Below are 16,907 nucleotides of genomic sequence, written 5' to 3' on the forward strand. Positions count from 1 at the left end.
CTCTATAGGCTTTTTTAGTATGTCTGCCCGGTATCCGGGTCAGTGGATTTCAGGCTCGCCCGCGGCCGGAGCGCGCGTTTCGGTCTGAAGAAAATCGAAATCGCAGCCGGTGTCGGCCTGGCCGATATGCTTGAGGTAGAGCACGCCGTAACCGCGTTCGAAGCGCGGTGGCGGCGCCTGCCAGGCCGCGCGGCGCGCAGCCAGTTCTTCCTCGGACACCAAAAGTTCCAGCCGCCGCGCCGGCACGTCCAGGGCAATGCGATCGCCATCGCGCACCAGCGCCAGGGGGCCGCCCACATAGGCCTCGGGCGCCACGTGCAGCACACAGGCGCCATAGCTGGTGCCGCTCATGCGCGCATCGGAAATGCGCACCATGTCGCGCACGCCCTGCTTCAGCAGCTTTTGCGGAATTGGCAACTGGCCCCACTCCGGCATGCCGGGCGCGCCCTGCGGCCCGGCGTTCTGCAGGACGATCACGCTGTCGGCGTTCACTTCCAGGTCTGGGTCGTCGATGCGGGCCGCCATGTCGTTGTAGTCCTTGAAGACCACCGCAGGGCCCGTGTGCACCTGCAGGTGCGCCTCCATCGCAGGCGGCTTGATCACCGCGCCGTCGGGCGCGAGGTTGCCGCGCAGCACCGCAAGTCCGTCGCGCTCGATGAGAGCCTGTGCGCGCGGCCGGATCACGTCTTCGTTGAAGATGCGCGCGCCCGCGATGTTCTCGCCCAGCGTGCGGCCATCCACCGTGCGCTGCGACGTATCCAGCAGATCGCCCAATTGCACCAGCATCGCGCGCAGGCCGCCCGCGTAATAAAAGTCTTCCATCAGGTACTTGCCGGCCGGCCTCAGATTGGCCAGCACCGGCGTAGTGCGGGCCAGATGGTCGAAGCGGTCAAGATCCAGCCCGAAGCCGCTGCGGCGGGCCATGGCGATCAGGTGCACGACCGAATTGGTCGAACCGGACAGCGCCAGCACCGTGCGCACCGCATTGTCGAAGGACGCGGCCGTCAAGATGTCGGAGGGCTTCAGGTCTTCCCACACCATTTCAACGATGCGCTTGCCGGTCAGGCTGGCCATCTGCGCGTGGCGCGAATCCGGCGCGGGAATCGACGAGGCTCCCGACAGGCAAAGGCCCAGCGCCTCGACCGCGCCCGTCATGGTGGATGCCGTGCCCATGGTCATGCAATGGCCCGGTGAACGGGCGATGCCATCCTCCACGCCCTGCCAGTCCTCCTCCGTGATATTGCCGGCTCGCAGCTCCGCCCAGTACTTCCAGGTGTCCGAGCCCGAGCCCAGGGTGTTGCCGTTCCAGTTGCCGCGCAGCATCGGGCCGGCCGGCATGAAAATGGTGGGCAGGTCCATGGACACCGCGCCCATCAGGAGCGCGGGCGTGGTCTTGTCGCAACCGCCCATCAGCACACAGCCATCCGCCGGATAGGAGCGCAGCAGCTCTTCGGTCTCCATCGCCAGCAGGTTGCGGTAGAGCATGGTAGTCGGCTTCTGGAAGGGCTCGGACAGGCTCATGGCAGGCATTTCCACCGGGAAGCCGCCCGCCTGCCAGATGCCGCGCTTGACCTCTTCCACCCGTTGTTTGAAGTGGCTGTGGCAAGGATTGATGTCGCTCCAGGTGTTGATGATGGCAATAACCGGCTTGCCGGCGTAGTCCGAGCGGTGATAGCCCATCTGCGCGGTGCGCGATCGGTGGCCGAACGAGCGCAGGTCGCGCACGCCATACCATCGGTGGCTGCGCAGCTCTTCGGGTTTCTTGCGCTTGTCTGAATTGCTCATGTCTCAGTTCCAGTGCTCTTGGGCAAGGGTTTTCAGGAAAAACGGATTCACGCCGCGTCCAGCAGATAAGGTGTGCCGGCGCGCTCGCAGATGGCGCGCAGGCGTTCGGCCAGCGCGGTGGGGATGGGTATGCCCGCATGCAGCCGGCGCGCGCGCTCGGCCGCTTCGGGCTCACCCGCCACCAGGACCGGCTCGTCCGGATTGGCGGGCGGCGTATCGTGCATGGCATCGATCATGTCGTCCATATCGGACTCGAACGAGCCCGCTGCGCGAAAGGCGTCGGGGTTCAAGGCCAGGAAGAAATGGCCCACGTCGTCGGGCTCGCCCGGCCGGCGAGTCGGGGCGCGGCGCGCGGCGAACGCGCTGCCGCTGAGCGTACCGCCCAGGATCTGCGCCATCATCGCCAGGCCGTAGCCCTTGTGGCTGCTCATGTCGGCCGTGCCGCCCAGGGGTGTCAGGCCGCCCTCGGGATGCTTGAAGATGTACTGCATGGCGGCCGCGGCATCCGTGACCGCCCCACCCTGTCCGTCCACCGCCCATCCCGGCGGCAGCGGCTTGTCCAGGAAGTCGTAGACCTTGACCTTGTTGGCGGCCACGGTGGTTGTCGCCATGTCCAGCAGAAAGGGTTCGTTGTAGGCGGCCGGCGCACCGAAGGCGATGGGGTTGGTGCCCAGCATGGGCATGGCGCCGCGCGTGGGCACCATGATGACGCCATTGGCGCTGCTGGTCACCAGCCCCACCACGCCCCGCTCGACCGCGATCCGCGCATAGACGCCCGCCGCGCCGAAATGATGGGAATTGCAGACCGATACGGCGCCCACGCCATGCTGCAGCGCTTTGTCCACGGCCAGGTTCATTGCCTGGGCCGCGACCGGATAGCCCAGGCCGCCCATGCCGTCGATCAGCGCGCTGGCGCCGCCATCGCGCAGAACGCGCGGGCGCGCGTCCAGGCGCAGGGTGCCGGCCCGCAGCTTTTCTTCGTAGGCCGGCAGCATGGAGATCCCATGCGAATCGATGCCCAACAGATCGGTTCGCGCCATCAGGCCCGCGGTAATGTGCGCCAGGTCCTGTGCCATGCCCCATGCCATCAGAACCTGCAGTATCTGCTCGCGGACCTGCTCCACCGGCACCTCCGCCGCTATCGCTCCGTTCCCTCGCACTCTGGTCTCCTGTGGTTTTGATTCATACGCGGCGGGTGGCGGAAAGGATCAATCGCGCTCCCGGTCGACGAGCCGGTGACGGGCCTGGCCCAGGTGGAACTGCATGGCGACGCGGGCGCGTTCGCTGTCCTGTTCGCGGATGGCGTCCAGGATCGCGGCATGCTCGTCCACCACGCGTTGCGCGCGCTGGCGCGAACCCGTGCGAGTGAGATTCAGCGTCAACCGCATGAAGCCGCTGATGGATTCGTGGATGCTTTCGAGCACCCCCAGGTAGAAGTCGTTGCCGCTGGCTTCGGCAATGCTGGCATGGAAGGCCAGATCCGCCTCGGCGGACACCTGGCCGCGCGCGAGGCTGTCGGCGAACGCCGCGTGCGCTTCTGCGATCTTCCTGAGCTGCTCGTCAGTGCGGCGCAGGGCCGCCAGCCGCGCGGCGTCGCCCTCCAGCGCCACGCGGACCTCCTGGGCCCGCAGATACGCGCTGACATTCTGCACATCGTTGAAGGTCTTCAGGCGCGGCGCGGGCGCATGGCTGACGAAGGTGCCCAACCCTTGATGCGCGGTGATCAGGCCGTCGGCGCGCAACCGCAAAAGCGCCTCGCGCACCACCGGACGCGACACGCCGAAGCGTTCGGAGATTTCGTTTTCGGAGGGCAGCTTGTCGCCCACGTTCAGCCCCCCGGACACGATCTGTTCGAAGATCTGGCCATAGAGCTGGTCCGCCAGCCGGACCCGGTGCCCGCGCTCGAGCACCAGCGCGCCCGCGGTGTCGGATTCGGCGGGCGCCTGCGGCGCGGGCGCGGATGTTGCTTTGGGTCGGGCCACGAAACCTCCTCGATGCTATGGCGCGGTCCGCGATGGCGGAACAGCACTCATCGTACCGTCAATGCACGGCCCAAGGCGCGCGCCCCGGTCCGCTTGCAGGCTCACGCGGCCGGCGTCTCCCGGTCCCAAGCCGCCAGGGCCCGCGCAACCGGCGCCACGCGCTCGCGCTCCGCGGCTGAAATGCCGCTGAGCAGAGGCAGCATCGGCCCCATGTCCGCCACGCCGGACAGAGTTACCGCATCATGCAGCACCCGGATGGGACTGATGCTGTCGCGGCAGTCTTCCAGGTCCAGGTACTGTTGGCGCACGGCCTCGGCTTCATCGTAGCGACCATCGCGCAGCAGATGCAGCAGGCGCATCGACCCCCGTGGCGCCACGCAGACCGAGCCCGAGGTAAAGCTCTTCAGGCCGAAATCGCGGTAGTGCACGATAGCGGGACGTTCGCCGATGCCGCTGACGATCCAGCGCGAATCCACCGCCTGCAGCAAGGACGACAGATAGGCGTCCTGGGACGGGTCGTCGCGCACGACCGCATATTTGAATGCCACGATGCGCCCCTCTTCTATGAGGCGCGCGGCGCTTTCGGGCGCCAGATAGCCCGACGATTTGATGTAGATCACCGCGGGCTTGCCCAACGCGTCCGTGAAGCGGCGCACGCCCTCGGCCAGGCCTGCGTCCGTATAGGGAAAAGACATGGGCAGCAGCATGGCCGTGGGAAACGGCCGCGAACGCAATATTGCCGCCTGGTCCATCATCTTGCCGTAGTCGGGCCCCACCGAAGGCAGGATCCAGGTGTCCGCTCCCGCGAGCCCGGCCAGCATATCGACGATGCGCGCGTACTCGCTCACGCCCACGTTATAGAAATTGGCGTTGCCGCCATACATCACGTTGCGCACGCCGCCCGCTTCCAGGTGGCCGAGCAAGGCCTTGTTGGCCGCCTCATTCAGGGAAAGATCGGCGTGGCGCGCCAGCGGTGGCACGGCAATGACCGAACGCTGCAAGTCCTGCGCGGTGACCGGGGAGGTTTTCATGGGCGGGGCTCCTGGCTGATCGAGCTATCGGGTGTACAAGTTCAAAAAAGTATACTTGGTTGACAAGCATAAGCTCAATACATATATTTGTTTTACAAGTAGTCCGGCAGCAAAACGCAGGGCGCCGCGGGCGTCGTGCGGCGTCAAAGCCTCGGGCCATGCCAGGGGCGGAATACCCCCAGAAACGATGCGCGGCCACGCGCACACCGAGGAGACGAATTCCATGCATGCAGCCCCTGCGCGAGGCCGGTCCGTCCTGGCCGCCCTCTACACCGCCACCCTGGCGGCGGCCGCCCTCCTGTTGCCGGCCGCGCCGGCGCAAGCCGACTACCCCGAACGCGACGTCAGGATCATCGTGCCCTTCCCCGCCGGCGGCACCACCGACATTGCGGCGCGCATCGTCGCGGCCGAACTGGGCAAGACCTGGAACAAGGCCGTGGTGGTGGACAACAAGGCAGGCGCCGGCGGCAATGTCGGCACGGCCGAGGCCGCGCGCGCCGCGCCCGACGGCTACACCTTGCTGATGGGCACCGTCAGCACGCATGCCATCAACCAGTCCGTGTATGCCAAGCTGCCCTATGACCCGGTCAAGGACTTCGTGCCGGTGACGCTGGTGATTCCGGTGCCCAACATCCTGGAACTCAATCCCGCGTTTGCCGACAAGCACGGCATCCGCACGGTGGCCGATCTGATCAAGTACTTGAAGGCCAACCCAGGCACCGTCAACATGGCCTCGACCGGCAATGGCACATCCACGCATCTGTCCGGGGAGCTGTTCCAGAACATGACGGGCACGCGCATGACGCACGTCCCTTACAAGGGCAGCAGTCCCGCGCTGACCGACGTGATGGCCGGCTCCGCCGACCTGATCTTCGACAATCTGCCGTCCTCCATGGGCTTCCTGAAGAGCGGCAAACTGCGACCGCTGGCCGTCACCACCACCCAGCGCTCGCCCGCCCTGCCCGACGTTCCCACGATGGCGGAGGCCGGCGTACAAGGCTATGAGGCATCCAGCTGGTTCGGCTTGCTGGCGCCGGCGGGCACGCCGCAGGCGGTGGTCGATAAGATCCAGCGCGACGTGGCCGCCGCCTTGCAATTGGAATCCGTGCGCGCGCAACTGCAAGCGCAGGGCGCCACGCCGTCCGGCAACACGCCGGCTCAATTCAAACAGTTCATGGCGCAGGAATCCACCAAGTGGGCGGAGGTAGTGAAGAAATCCGGCGCCAAGGTCGACTGATCTCTACGGCCCGGCCGCAACGCGTGGGCGGCGGGCCCTTCATCAGCACGCGAACCAGGAGACACCATGAACAAACTGATGAGCGCCGCGGCCGTAGCAGCCGCTGCCGCCGCGGGCGCCGTTCTACTCGGCACGCCCGCCGCGCAGGCTGCAGGCTATCCCGACAAACCCGTCACGATGATCGTGCCCTTCGTGCCGGGCGGCTCCTCCGATATCACTGCGCGCTCGGTTACGCCGGGGCTGTCCAAAATCCTGGGGCAGACCTTCGTGGTCGAGAACAAGCCCGGCGCCAACAGCGCCATCGGCGCCCAGGCGCTGGCTCGCTCCACCCCCGATGGCTACACGATGATGGTGGGCTCGATCGGCACGTTCGCCATCAATGAAGCCCTGTACAAGAACCTGTCGTACAACCCCAGCAAGGATTTCGAATACCTGACGCAGGCCGTGCGCAATCCCAATGTGCTGGTGGCCGCGCCCACGTTTCCCGCCAGCACCGTTGCCGAGCTGGTCGATTACGCGAAGAAGAATCCGGGCAAGGTGTCGTATGCATCCTCGGGCACGGGCTCATCGGACCACCTGTCCGCCGTGCTGTTCCGCCAGCGCACGCAAAGCACGGGGGTGGACGTGCCCTACCGCGGTGGCGGCGCAGCGATCGCCGACCTGATCGGCGGACAGGTCAACGTGTCGTTCCAGAACCTGGGCGCGGTCCAGACCCACATCAAGGCCGGCAAGCTAAAGGCGCTGGCCATCACGGGCGACGCCCGCGCAGCCGACCTCCCCGACGTTCCCACGCTGGCGGAAGCCGGCATCAAAGACATGGTGGTGTACTCCTGGCAAGGGTTTGCCGTGCCCAAGGGGACACCCGCAGCCATCGTCCAGCAATTGTCCAAGGCCTTGCAAACCGCCCTGCGCGATCCCCAGACGGAGAAGACGCTGCAAGGCCTGGGCTTCGAGGTGGTGGCCAATACGCCTCAGCAGTTCACGGCGTTCCAGCAGGCAGAGGTCAAACGCTGGAAGGACGTCATCCAGAAAGCCAATATCCAGCTTGAATAAGACCGGAATCGGGCTGCGGGGTGTCCCTGGGGACATCCTGTCAGCCTGGATCAAGCCCGGATCAAGTAGCATCAATGTTTTGCCACCCACCTGTACGACAACATGACCACCAAGCATCGCATCATCCAGGTCGGCTCGCTGGCCGGTTCCCCCTACGCCAACAAGAGCCTCGCAGACAACTACGACGTGGTCGAACTGTGGAAATACCCGGACCGCAAAGCCGCGCTGGCCGAGCATGGCAAGGGTGTGACCGCGGTCGTCACGTCGGCCACCTATGGCGCCAACGCCGAGCTCATCAACGCCCTGCCCGACCTCAAGGCCATCTGCAGCTGGGGCGTGGGCTACGAGACCATCGACATCCAGGCCGCCAAGCAGCGCGGCGTGCAGGTCAGCAATACGCCTGACGTGCTGACCGACTGCGTCGCGGACCTCGCCTGGGGCCTGCTGATCGCCGGCGCGCGCCACATGGGCCAGGGTGAACGCTTCGTGCGCGCGGGCCAATGGGGCCAGGTGCACGGCGGCATCCCGCTGGGATTGCGCGTCAGCGGCAAAAAACTGGGTATCGTCGGCCTGGGCCGCATCGGCGAAGCCATTGCGCGCCGCGGCATGGGCTTCGACATGGACGTGCGCTATCACAACCGCCGCAAGCGCGATGATGTCGAGTACGGCTACGAAGCCTCGCTCACCGACCTCGCCAAGTGGGCCGATTTCCTCATCGTGGCGACCGTCGGCGGCCCCAGCACGCGCCATCTGGTGAACCGCGAAGTGCTGGAGGCGCTGGGCCCCACCGGCATCATCGTCAACATCGCGCGCGGCCCCGTCATCGACGAGACCGCGCTGGTCGCAGCGCTGGAGAACGGCAAGCTGGGCTGCGCAGCGCTCGACGTGTTCGAGCACGAACCCAAGGTGCCCGAAGCCCTCATCAAGAGCGACCGCGCCGTGCTGTTGCCGCACATCGGCAGCGCCACGCTGGAAACCCGTGTGGCAATGGAGAACCTGATGCTGGACAACCTGCGGGCGTTCTTCGAGACCGGCCGCGTCATCACGCCGGCGGAATAACCCGCCAACGGCCGCGGCGCTCAAATGAAAAAGCCTCTCGGCGCCCATACCGAGAGGCTTTCGACTTTCCGGCCCCCGCGGGAATCGGAAGTCGTTTGCGCAAAGGAACTACCGGGCCAGATGGCCCTCAGTGCTTACTTCGCCGGTGTCGCTGCGCCGGAACCATCCGGCTTCGCGGCTCCTCCCGACTTGCCCGCCGCCGGCTTGGCAGAGGTCTTGTCGGACTTGTGATGCTTGTGCTGCGCGTGGGTCTTGGTTTCACCCGTCTTGGACGTGGCATCGGCGCCCGCCGCGAACGCAGAAGGCGCAGCAGCAAGACCGAGGCACAAGGCCGAGGTGGATAGGAACGCAGCGATACGGGAGTGAGTCGTCATTTCATGAACTCCTGAATGTAAAGGGCAAGGCCCTTTTTCCGACACGGGGCGGCAACATCGCCTCTAGGGTCACTTCACCCTAACCCGTTCCCGTTTGAACCGGGCCGCTTCGGAAGGTTCAGCACGGAACCAGAAAATTTCGGCCGCTAACGCTTCGAAATAATCTGCGCGCGGACGTTCAACTCTCGAACGCCAGCAACGCCACCGTCGCAAACAACATGAGCGCGAAGCAGGCTCTCAGCTTGCGTTCAGGCAGGCGATAGGCAAGCTTCACGCCGACAGGCACGAAGAGCAGGCTGCCCAGGGCCAGCGGCACGCCTACCAGCCAGTTCGCCTGCCCCGCCCACGAATAGGTGATCAAGGCGATGGTCGAGCCGGGAATCACCATGCTCAGCGCCAACGCCTGAGCGGTGGTCTGCGGCAGCCGGAACACGGTGGTGATGATGGGTACCGCCAATACCGCGCCGCCTACGCCGAAGAATCCGCCCAAGGTGCCGCACAGTATGCCCAGCACGCTGGCGCGGCGCGGCGTGAAGACCGGCGCGACGCCCTTGGCCGCCGGCTTGCGCGCGGCGGTGGGACGCGAGGCGCGCCAGGTCTGCCATACATAGAACAGCGCGATGAAGAACAGGAAGACGGCGAAGCTGCGGCGCAGGAGGCCGGAATCTATGCCCAGTGCCATCTGCGCGCCGACCCACGTAAACACGACCGCTCCGGCGGCTCCCGCCAGCGCCACGCGCTTGTCGATACGGGTCTGCTGGTTGTACTTGCGCACCGCCATCATGATGGTGGGCAAAACCATGATGAGCGCCGTGCCTTGCGCCAGTTGCTGCGACATCCCCATCAACAGCACCAGCGCCGGTATCGCGATCAGGCCGCCGCCAATGCCCAGCACGCCGCCCATGAAACCGATCAGGCCGCCCGCGGCCAGGCACGCGGCGATAACTAACAGACTCACGTCTTGCTCCAGCAGACCCTGCCGCTACCCGGCAGGGCAATCAATGTACGGTTTCAAACCTGCGCAGGCCGCCGGCATCAGCCGGCGCCCGCGTCAGCGCAATTTATCGAGCGCGGCATCCAGCCGGTCCACGGCCCAGATCTCCAGCCCTTCGATGGGCTGGCGCGGCGCATTGGCCTTGGGAATCAGGGCGATTGAAAACCCCAGCTTGGCCGCTTCGCGCAAGCGTTCCTGCCCGCGTGGCGCCGGCCGGATTTCGCCTGCCAGGCCGACTTCGCCGAAGGCAATCAGCCCGCGCGGCAATGGCTTGTCCCGCAGCGAAGACATGATGGCCAGCAGTACCGGCAAATCGGCCGCGGGCTCGGTGATGCGCACGCCGCCCACCGCGTTGACGAAGACGTCCTGGTCAAAGGTGGAGACGCCGGCGTGCCGGTGCAGCACCGCCAGCAGCATCGCCAGGCGGTTGCCTTCCAGGCCCACGGTCAGGCGGCGCGGATTGGGCGCGTGCGAGCTGTCGACCAAGGCCTGGATTTCCACCAGCAGCGGTCGCGTGCCTTCCTGCGTGGCCATCACGCAGGAACCCGCGACCTGTTGTTCATGCTGCGACAGGAACAGCGCGGACGGATTGGCCACGCCCCGCAGTCCGCGATCCGTCATGGCGAAGACGCCCAGCTCGTTGACCGCTCCGAAACGGTTCTTGAAGGCGCGCACCAGGCGGAACGACGAGTGCGTGTCGCCCTCGAAATACAACACGGTATCGACGATGTGCTCCAGCACCCGCGGCCCGGCCAGCGCGCCGTCCTTGGTGACGTGGCCGATCATGACGATGGCGATGCCCGTCTGCTTGGCCAGGCGCGTGAGCTGCGCCGCGCATTCGCGCACCTGCGAGACCGAGCCCGGAGCGGCGGTCAGCTCGCCGCTGTACAGGGTCTGGATCGAGTCGATGACGGCCACGGTGGGCTTCTGCTCCGACACCGCAGCCTGGATCGACTCCAGCCTGATCTCGGCCAACAGGTTCACATTGCCGGTTTGCAGGCCCAGCCGCCGCGCGCGCAGGGCGACCTGCTCGGCGGATTCCTCGCCGGTGACATACAGAACGTTGGTGACTTCGGACAACGAGGCCAGCGCCTGCAACAGCAAGGTGGATTTACCGATGCCGGGATCGCCGCCGATCAACACGACGGCGCCGGCCACCAGGCCGCCGCCCAAGACGCGGTCGAACTCTTCCAGCCCCGTAGGCTGGCGCGGTGTTTCGCGGGCTTCGATTTCGGACAGGCTGCGCACCGGGCTGGCGGCCGCCAGCGGCGCGTAGCGATGGGAGGCAGCGGCGGGCGCCGATGACTCCACGGTTTCTTCCAGCGTGTTCCAGGCGTTGCAATGCGGGCATTTGCCCTGCCACTTCGGGGTGGTGCCGCCACATTCGGCGCACACGTATACGGTTCGGGATTTGGCCATGCGCGAAAGTGTACCGGCAAGCCAGGGCGCCGGCGCGCGGCGTGCCCGCACAAAACGCGCGCTTTTATCCAGGCATGCCCCAAGGCGGTGCGCCAATCTGTCATTCTGCTTTCAAAAACAGGGACGCGCCAAAGTTACATGATGCAAATTCAAGAAATTCTCTGGCGGATTTCTCCAAATCGCGCATAATCATCAAGTGCAGCGCATTGACGAACCGTCCGGCCCAGGACGGCATACCCGCCGCCACGCGCCCTCGGGTGCGGCAGCGGGAATCGCGGCGCAATCACCCGCGGCTTTCCAGGAAGCCGCCTAAACCGGAACAGGACCCGAGCTACGACGAGACCGCCGGACCACCGGCGCGGCGCGCGCAGAGGTCAGACGCGGATACGCCTTGCCACCAGGCGTATGCGCGAGGAGTACGCGCATGAGCATTACCTATCGCCCCCCTTTCGATGAAGACGATGAACGGGATCTGCGCGCCTTGTACCGTAGGCCCGGGCCCGGAGCCAGTCCCGAACTGGACGCAGCGGTGCGCCGCAGCTGGCATCCCGGCCATAGTTGGCACCCGGCCTGGGGCGCCGCCGCCTGCGCCGCCATGGTATTCGGCCTGTTCGCCTGGACCGAAATGCGCGAAGCCCAGGACCTGACCGAGCAGAACACACCGGTTATCGTCCCCCACGAAACGGGGACAAGCCCGGACCGCCCTGCCGCACTCCTCTCCGCGCCGCCGGAAGCATCCGCTGAACAAGCTGCGCCCGTCACCGCGCGCGTGGCCGCGCCGCAAGAAGCCGCGGCGCAAGAAGCCGTTCCGGCCCAGGAAGCCAGCGCCACCGAACAGCCGGCCGCCGAACCCGCCCAGCCGGAAGCGCCCGCCCTCAGCGAACGGGACATCGAGGCCCGCGTGACCCATATCCGGGCCCTGGTACGCGAGGAACAGCAGGAAGAAGCCATCCAGGCCCTGCGCGAATTGCAGCAGGCCGCGCCCGACCAGGCGCTGCCCGACGACCTGCAGGAACTGGCTCAACAGATCCCCTCCTGAACGCCGCCAGCCGCCTCCCATTGATTCAACAAGGCCGATGGGAGGCGGCGCGCGATATCGCTCCCGGCGCGGCTCGGCTTCTTGCTAACATAGCCGCCATGAGTCCGAGCTTCCACCACCGCAATCTTCCCCATCTGCTGCTCTACGCGCGCGAGACGCTGATGGCGCACTTCCGGCCCATCCTGCATGCCGCGGGCGTCACCGAGCAACAATGGCGGGTGCTGCGCACCCTGAGCGAGGTGGGCTCCATGGAACCCAACCAGATTGCCCGCACCTGCCAGATCCTCAGTCCCAGCCTGACGCGCATGCTGGCGGGCATGCAGGAACAAGGCCTGATCAAGCGCACGCGGTCCAGCGCCGATCAGCGCCGCCAGGAAATCTCGCTGACCCCCAAGAGCAACAAGCTCATCGACCGCATGCGTCCGCAGGTGGATGCGAAGTACCAGGAAATCGAGGCCCGGATCGGCAAGGAATTGCTGGACCGCCTGTACCGCGACGTCGACAGCATGGTCGAGCTTTTCAAACGCGAACCGTCCGACTCGCGCGCCTCCGAAGAAACCTGATCAGGCCGGCACCGGGAAGATCGCGTTGATCTGCCCCGTGCCTGAACTGGCGAAGTAGTCGGTGACGATCTCCACCGGCTTATCGTAGCCATCCCAACCCAGCAGGCCCAGCAGCATCGCGGTATCGTGCATGCCGCCCTCGCCCACGCACAGGTCGGCGTATTCGGGCAGCATGGCGCAGAAGCTCTTCCAATCGCCCTGGCGCCACAAGTCCACCACCCGCAAATCCACCTGCCGGAAGAACTCGCGGCTGATCTGGTGCATGGCGGCTTCGGGGCTGCCGTTATCGTTGAAACGATGCGACAGCGAGCCGCTGGCCAGCACCGCCACGCGGCTGTCGCTGGCCTCGATAGCCTGGCGCAGGGCGGCGCCGAAACGTCGGCTATCGTCCAACGAGTGCCAGGCGCACCACGCGGCAACCGACACGACGCTGAAGTGCCCGTCGCCGTTCATGTAGCGCATCGGCACCAGCGTCCCGTACTCCAGTTCCAGGCTGTCGATTTCATGCGAGCGCGTGCCCACGCCGGCCGCATTCGCGCATTCGGCGATCCGACGCCCAAGCTGCGGATTGCCGCGGTAGGCATAGTCCATATCCTTGATGAAATGCGGCAGTTCGTTGCTGGTGTAGCGGCCCTTGAAACCGCTGTTGCAGTTCACGTGATAGCCGCCGTTCACCAGCCAGTGCACGTCCAGCACCACGAACGTGTCCACGTCCAGGTCGCGGCAGCGCTGGCCGATGATCCGATGTCCCTGGATCGCGGCCTCCCTGCACCCCTGGTGTTTGCCAGGCAGTTCCGAAAGATACATGGACGGCACATGCGTTACCTTGGCCGCCAGCGCGAGCTTGCCCATGATGCTAGTCTCCTCGTTCTTGTGATTCGGTGCCGGACTCAGACGCCCCATCTGGGAATGTGGTGGCTGCCCATGGACACGCAGACATTCTTGATTTCGGCGAAGACCTCGTAACTGTATTCGCCGCCCTCGCGTCCCGTGCCCGATTCCTTGGTACCGCCGAAGGGCTGGCGCAGATCGCGCACGTTCTGGCTGTTGATGAACACCATGCCGGCTTCGATACCCCGGGCCAGACGGTGAGCCCGGCCGATGTCGCTGGTCCAGATGTAGGACGCGAGGCCATATTTGACGTCGTTGGCCAGCGCCAGGCCCTCGGCCTCGTCTTTGAACGGCAGCAGGCAGGCGACCGGCCCGAAAATCTCTTCCTGCGCGCAACGCATCCGGTTGTCCACGTCCGCCAGCACGGTGGGCCTGACGAAATTGCCGCCCGCCAGATGGGCTGGCAAGCCGGCGGGCCGGTCCGCGCCACCGGCCAATATCCGCGCGCCTTCCTGCTCGGCCAGGCGGATGTAGCCCGTGACCTTTTCCCAGTGCTGGCGCGTGATCATCGCGCCCACATGGGTACCGTCGTCGGTCGGGTCGCCCACCGCCAGGCGTTCCGCGCGTTCCGCGAACCGGCGCACGAAGTCATCGTAGATGGTCTGCTGGATGAAGATGCGCGAACCTGCCGTGCAACGTTCGCCATTGAGCGAAAAAATGGTGAAGAGCGCGGCGTCCAGCGCCCGCTCCACGTCCGCGTCGTCAAAAATCAGTACGGGGGATTTGCCGCCGAGTTCCATCGAGTATTTCTTCACGCCGCCTGCGCTGGCCAGAATCTTCTTGCCCGTCACGGTGCCGCCCGTAAACGAAATCGCGCGCACGCCAGGATGGCGCACCAGCGCGTCGCCGGCAGTCGCGCCATATCCCTGCACCACGTTCAGTACGCCGGCGGGTATGCCTGCCTCCAACGCCAGCATGCCCAACTGATCCGCCGTCAGCGGTGAAAGCTCGGACATCTTCAGCACGGCAGTATTGCCCAGTGCCAGGCATGGCGCCGTCTTCCAGGTGGCCGTCATGAACGGCACGTTCCAGGGCGACACCAGCGCGCACACGCCTACCGGCTGATACAAGGTGTAGTTCAGCATCTGGTCGTCCACCGGATAGGTGTGGCCATTCATGCGCGTGCAGACCTCGGCGAAGAAATTGAAGTTCTCCGAGGCGCGCGGAATCAATTGCTTGCGCGTCTGCGAGATGGGCAGCCCGGTATCGCGGGTTTCCAGCTCGGCCAGCTGCGGCACGTTCTGGTCTATCAACTCGCCCAGCCTGCGCATCAGCCGCGCGCGCTCCTTGGCGGGCGTATTGGCCCATTTTGGAAAGGCCTCGGCCGCAGCGGCGACGGCCGCGTCGATCTCGGCCTGACCGCCCGCGGCCACCTCCGCTATCGCTTCGCCCGTGGCCGGGTTGCTCGTGATGAAGCGGTCGTTGCTGTCGACCTGCTTGCCGTTGATCCAGTGCTTGATGCTCACATGCGGCTCCTGACGCCGGGGTGGCCGGCGTAAATATAATTAACACGTTAACGTTATGCTTGCCTAACCCCGCTGTCAACGTCGGGAAACCCCCAAGCAGGTCAGCCCGTCCAAGCCCTCCCGCGGATTGTTGCCGCCGGGCTTTTTCATTAATATAGTTAACATGATAATTACATTCGGTGGAGCGAGGCATGCCCCATATCTGGATTGAGTACTCGGGCAACCTGGCCCTGGATACGCAGACGCTGATGCGTACGGTGCAGGATGCCGCCGTGGGCGATGGCAGCCTGTTCCCCCTGGCCGGCGCGCGTACGCGCGCGCTGCGTGTGGACGATTGCCTTATCGTCGACGGACATCCCGACAATGCCTTCGTCCATGTCGTCCTGCGCATCGGCCACGGCCGCAACGCTGAACAGAAGGCCGCGCTCGGCGAACGCGTGTTCCAGGCGTTGACCGCCGTGCTCGCGCCACAGATGGCGGCACGCCCCTTGGGCATCTCGATGCAGATCGAAGAAGCCGACCCCGTGCTGAACTACAAACTCAACAACTACCGTGAACATCTGGCCGCGCGGGCCGCGGCAGCCGCGGCGCCATGGCCGCGGACCGTGGTGGGCGCCGCGCTGAACACGCGCCAGGCGCTGGCCGCAATGGGCGACACCGTGGACGCGCCCCCGTACAAGGCCGCTCCCAAGGCACCGGTGCTCTACATCAAGCCCGCCAATACCTACGCCCGGCATGGCGCTGTCATCAGCCTGCCGGCGGACGTGGACGAAGTCGAGATAGGCGCCTGCCTGGGTGTGGTGTTCGCCCGCCGCGCCACCCGCGTGAGCGAAGCCGAGGCGCTGGACTACGTGGCGGGCTACCGCGTCGTGGCCGACCTGTCCGTTCCTCACGCCAGCTACTTCCGGCCGGCTCTCAAGCAGAAATGCCGCGACGGCTTCTGCCCCATCGGACAGGACCTGGCACCCGCCGCCGACGTCACGGATCCCGACGCGCTGGACATCGAAGTCCGCATCGACGGCCAGGTGGCGCAACGCGCCAGCACCGCCGACCTGATCCGTCCCGTCGCACGGCTGATCGCCGACGTCACCCAGTTCATGACCCTGGAAGCCGGGGACATCCTGCTGATGGGCGCTCCCCATGGCGCGCCGCGCGCACGCGCGGGCCAACGCTACGACATCAGCATCTCGCGGGTCGGCACACTGGGCAATCCGCTGGCCGCGGCCAGCGCTGCCCGATAAACCACGGAGTCCGCCATGAAACATGCTCGCATCTCCCTGGACGGCGTCATCCATGCCGCCACCGAAGCCGCTCCGGGACAGGTCCGCCTGGCCGACGGGCGCGTCTACGCCGAAGAGGCCGTGCAATGGTTACCGCCCTTCGAACCGCGCACCACTTTCACGCTGGCGATCAACTACGCCGACCACGCCAAGGAACTCGCTTTCAAGGCCCCGGACGAACCGCTGGGCTTTCTCAAGGCGGCCAATACGTTTGTCGGCCACCGCGCCCAGACCTTGCGCCCCGCCGACGTCGCCTTCATGCATTACGAATGCGAGTTGGCCGTGGTCATCGGCAAGACCGCCAGCAAAGTCAGCCGCGAGCAGGCCTATGACTGCGTGGCCGGCTACACCGTGGCCAACGACTATGCACTGCGCGACTACCTGGAAAACTGGTACCGCCCGAATCTGCGCGTGAAAAGCCGCGACACCTGCACGCCGCTAGGCCCCTGGCTGGTGGACCGCGACGACGTGCCCGATCCCATGAATTTGAATCTGCGCACCACGGTCAACGGTGTCGAGACGCAGCGCGGCAATACCCGCGACATGGTGTTCGACGTGCCCGCATTGATCGAGTATTTCAGCGGCTTCATGACGCTTTCACCGGGCGACCTGATCCTCACGGGCACACCTGACGGCATCGTCAACGTCCAGCCCGGCGACGAAGTCGTGACAGAAATCGAAGGCATAGGGCGGCTGGTGAATACGCTGGTCCCCTTCCCCAACTGACCCCGATC

Annotated in this window: 16 protein-coding genes; 7 read left to right on the plus strand and 9 right to left on the minus strand. The window is 65.8% G+C overall.

Annotated elements, in window-relative coordinates; genetic code table 11:
- Positions 1-39: 39 nt before the first annotated feature.
- The 4 genes from araD to VCS63_RS17340 form a co-directional block, all read right to left on the minus strand.
- Positions 40-1,785, minus strand: a complete 1,746-nt coding sequence (araD, locus tag VCS63_RS17325; protein ID WP_063640357.1) for an L-arabinonate dehydratase — start codon at positions 1,783-1,785, stop codon at positions 40-42.
- A gap of 47 nt (positions 1,786-1,832) precedes the next feature.
- On the minus strand, positions 1,833-2,945 hold the full coding sequence (locus VCS63_RS17330) for an Ldh family oxidoreductase (RefSeq protein ID WP_076814403.1): 1,113 nt from the start codon (positions 2,943-2,945) through the stop codon (positions 1,833-1,835).
- Between the two features lie 48 nt (positions 2,946-2,993).
- The gene (locus VCS63_RS17335) at positions 2,994-3,767 is read right to left on the minus strand and encodes a FadR/GntR family transcriptional regulator (protein WP_088607867.1); all 774 of its coding nucleotides are present in this window, start codon (positions 3,765-3,767) and stop codon (positions 2,994-2,996) included.
- Positions 3,768-3,868: 101 nt separating this feature from the next.
- Positions 3,869-4,798 (minus strand): dihydrodipicolinate synthase family protein, encoded by a 930-nt coding sequence (locus tag VCS63_RS17340; protein ID WP_063640359.1) that lies wholly within the window; start codon positions 4,796-4,798, stop codon positions 3,869-3,871.
- 223 nt (positions 4,799-5,021) lie between these two features.
- Here VCS63_RS17340 and VCS63_RS17345 point away from each other — a divergent pair, with 223 nt between their 5' ends.
- The 3 genes from VCS63_RS17345 (at position 5,022) to VCS63_RS17355 (ending at position 8,147) form a co-directional block, all read left to right on the plus strand.
- On the plus strand, positions 5,022-6,035 hold the full coding sequence (locus VCS63_RS17345; protein ID WP_042797180.1) for a tripartite tricarboxylate transporter substrate binding protein: 1,014 nt from the start codon (positions 5,022-5,024) through the stop codon (positions 6,033-6,035).
- Between the two features lie 66 nt (positions 6,036-6,101).
- Positions 6,102-7,088, plus strand: coding sequence for a Bug family tripartite tricarboxylate transporter substrate binding protein (locus tag VCS63_RS17350; RefSeq protein WP_063640360.1), 987 nt, complete (start codon positions 6,102-6,104; stop codon positions 7,086-7,088).
- 102 nt (positions 7,089-7,190) lie between these two features.
- Positions 7,191-8,147, plus strand: coding sequence for a 2-hydroxyacid dehydrogenase (locus tag VCS63_RS17355; protein WP_063640361.1), 957 nt, complete (start codon positions 7,191-7,193; stop codon positions 8,145-8,147).
- Between the two features lie 134 nt (positions 8,148-8,281).
- Here VCS63_RS17355 and VCS63_RS17360 read toward each other — a convergent pair whose 3' ends face one another.
- The 3 genes from VCS63_RS17360 to radA form a co-directional block, all read right to left on the minus strand.
- A complete protein-coding gene (locus tag VCS63_RS17360; RefSeq protein WP_042794207.1) occupies positions 8,282-8,521 on the minus strand; it encodes a hypothetical protein in 240 nt (79 codons plus the stop codon).
- 178 nt (positions 8,522-8,699) lie between these two features.
- Entirely contained in the window at positions 8,700-9,479 is a 780-nt protein-coding gene (locus tag VCS63_RS17365) for a sulfite exporter TauE/SafE family protein (RefSeq protein ID WP_076814408.1), read from the minus strand.
- Between the two features lie 93 nt (positions 9,480-9,572).
- Positions 9,573-10,934, minus strand: coding sequence for a DNA repair protein RadA (gene radA, locus VCS63_RS17370; protein WP_042797182.1), 1,362 nt, complete (start codon positions 10,932-10,934; stop codon positions 9,573-9,575).
- A 424-nt stretch (positions 10,935-11,358) separates the two neighbouring features.
- On the opposite strand from radA, the gene VCS63_RS17375 reads away from it, so the two are divergent.
- Positions 11,359-11,973, plus strand: coding sequence for a hypothetical protein (locus VCS63_RS17375; RefSeq protein WP_042794209.1), 615 nt, complete (start codon positions 11,359-11,361; stop codon positions 11,971-11,973).
- Positions 11,974-12,071: 98 nt separating this feature from the next.
- Positions 12,072-12,536: a homoprotocatechuate degradation operon regulator HpaR gene (gene hpaR, locus VCS63_RS17380; protein WP_063640362.1), complete on the plus strand. Its 465-nt coding sequence runs from the start codon at positions 12,072-12,074 to the stop codon at positions 12,534-12,536.
- Here hpaR and hpaD read toward each other — a convergent pair whose 3' ends face one another.
- Both hpaD and hpaE read right to left on the minus strand, forming a co-directional pair.
- Positions 12,537-13,388, minus strand: coding sequence for a 3,4-dihydroxyphenylacetate 2,3-dioxygenase (gene hpaD / locus VCS63_RS17385; RefSeq protein ID WP_042794211.1), 852 nt, complete (start codon positions 13,386-13,388; stop codon positions 12,537-12,539).
- Positions 13,389-13,426: 38 nt separating this feature from the next.
- Entirely contained in the window at positions 13,427-14,893 is a 1,467-nt protein-coding gene (gene hpaE, locus VCS63_RS17390; RefSeq protein WP_063961033.1) for a 5-carboxymethyl-2-hydroxymuconate semialdehyde dehydrogenase, read from the minus strand.
- A gap of 191 nt (positions 14,894-15,084) precedes the next feature.
- Here hpaE and VCS63_RS17395 point away from each other — a divergent pair, with 191 nt between their 5' ends.
- Both VCS63_RS17395 and VCS63_RS17400 read left to right on the plus strand, forming a co-directional pair.
- Positions 15,085-16,134, plus strand: coding sequence for a fumarylacetoacetate hydrolase family protein (locus VCS63_RS17395; protein WP_323880498.1), 1,050 nt, complete (start codon positions 15,085-15,087; stop codon positions 16,132-16,134).
- 15 nt (positions 16,135-16,149) lie between these two features.
- The gene (locus VCS63_RS17400) at positions 16,150-16,899 is read left to right on the plus strand and encodes a fumarylacetoacetate hydrolase family protein (RefSeq protein ID WP_063640365.1); all 750 of its coding nucleotides are present in this window, start codon (positions 16,150-16,152) and stop codon (positions 16,897-16,899) included.
- The last annotated feature ends 8 nt before the right edge of the window (positions 16,900-16,907 follow it).

It is taken from the genome of Achromobacter sp. D10, from assembly GCF_035282245.1.
In the GTDB taxonomy this organism is placed as follows: Bacteria; Pseudomonadota; Gammaproteobacteria; order Burkholderiales; family Burkholderiaceae_B; genus Achromobacter; species Achromobacter insolitus.

What these genes read in the sequence shown, in the direction of transcription:
- araD (WP_063640357.1), bottom strand. Translation starts at nt 1,785, where the DNA reads ATGAGCAATTCAGACAAGCGCAAGAAACCCGAAGAGCTGCGCAGCCAC.
- VCS63_RS17345 (WP_042797180.1), top strand. Translation starts at nt 5,022, where the DNA reads ATGCATGCAGCCCCTGCGCGAGGCCGGTCCGTCCTGGCCGCCCTCTAC.
- VCS63_RS17375 (WP_042794209.1), top strand. Translation starts at nt 11,359, where the DNA reads ATGAGCATTACCTATCGCCCCCCTTTCGATGAAGACGATGAACGGGAT.
- VCS63_RS17350 (WP_063640360.1), top strand. Translation starts at nt 6,102, where the DNA reads ATGAACAAACTGATGAGCGCCGCGGCCGTAGCAGCCGCTGCCGCCGCG.
- VCS63_RS17355 (WP_063640361.1), top strand. Translation starts at nt 7,191, where the DNA reads ATGACCACCAAGCATCGCATCATCCAGGTCGGCTCGCTGGCCGGTTCC.
- radA (WP_042797182.1), bottom strand. Translation starts at nt 10,934, where the DNA reads ATGGCCAAATCCCGAACCGTATACGTGTGCGCCGAATGTGGCGGCACC.
- VCS63_RS17400 (WP_063640365.1), top strand. Translation starts at nt 16,150, where the DNA reads ATGAAACATGCTCGCATCTCCCTGGACGGCGTCATCCATGCCGCCACC.
- hpaR (WP_063640362.1), top strand. Translation starts at nt 12,072, where the DNA reads ATGAGTCCGAGCTTCCACCACCGCAATCTTCCCCATCTGCTGCTCTAC.
- VCS63_RS17395 (WP_323880498.1), top strand. Translation starts at nt 15,085, where the DNA reads ATGCCCCATATCTGGATTGAGTACTCGGGCAACCTGGCCCTGGATACG.
- hpaD (WP_042794211.1), bottom strand. Translation starts at nt 13,388, where the DNA reads ATGGGCAAGCTCGCGCTGGCGGCCAAGGTAACGCATGTGCCGTCCATG.
- VCS63_RS17360 (WP_042794207.1), bottom strand. Translation starts at nt 8,521, where the DNA reads ATGACGACTCACTCCCGTATCGCTGCGTTCCTATCCACCTCGGCCTTG.
- VCS63_RS17340 (WP_063640359.1), bottom strand. Translation starts at nt 4,798, where the DNA reads ATGAAAACCTCCCCGGTCACCGCGCAGGACTTGCAGCGTTCGGTCATT.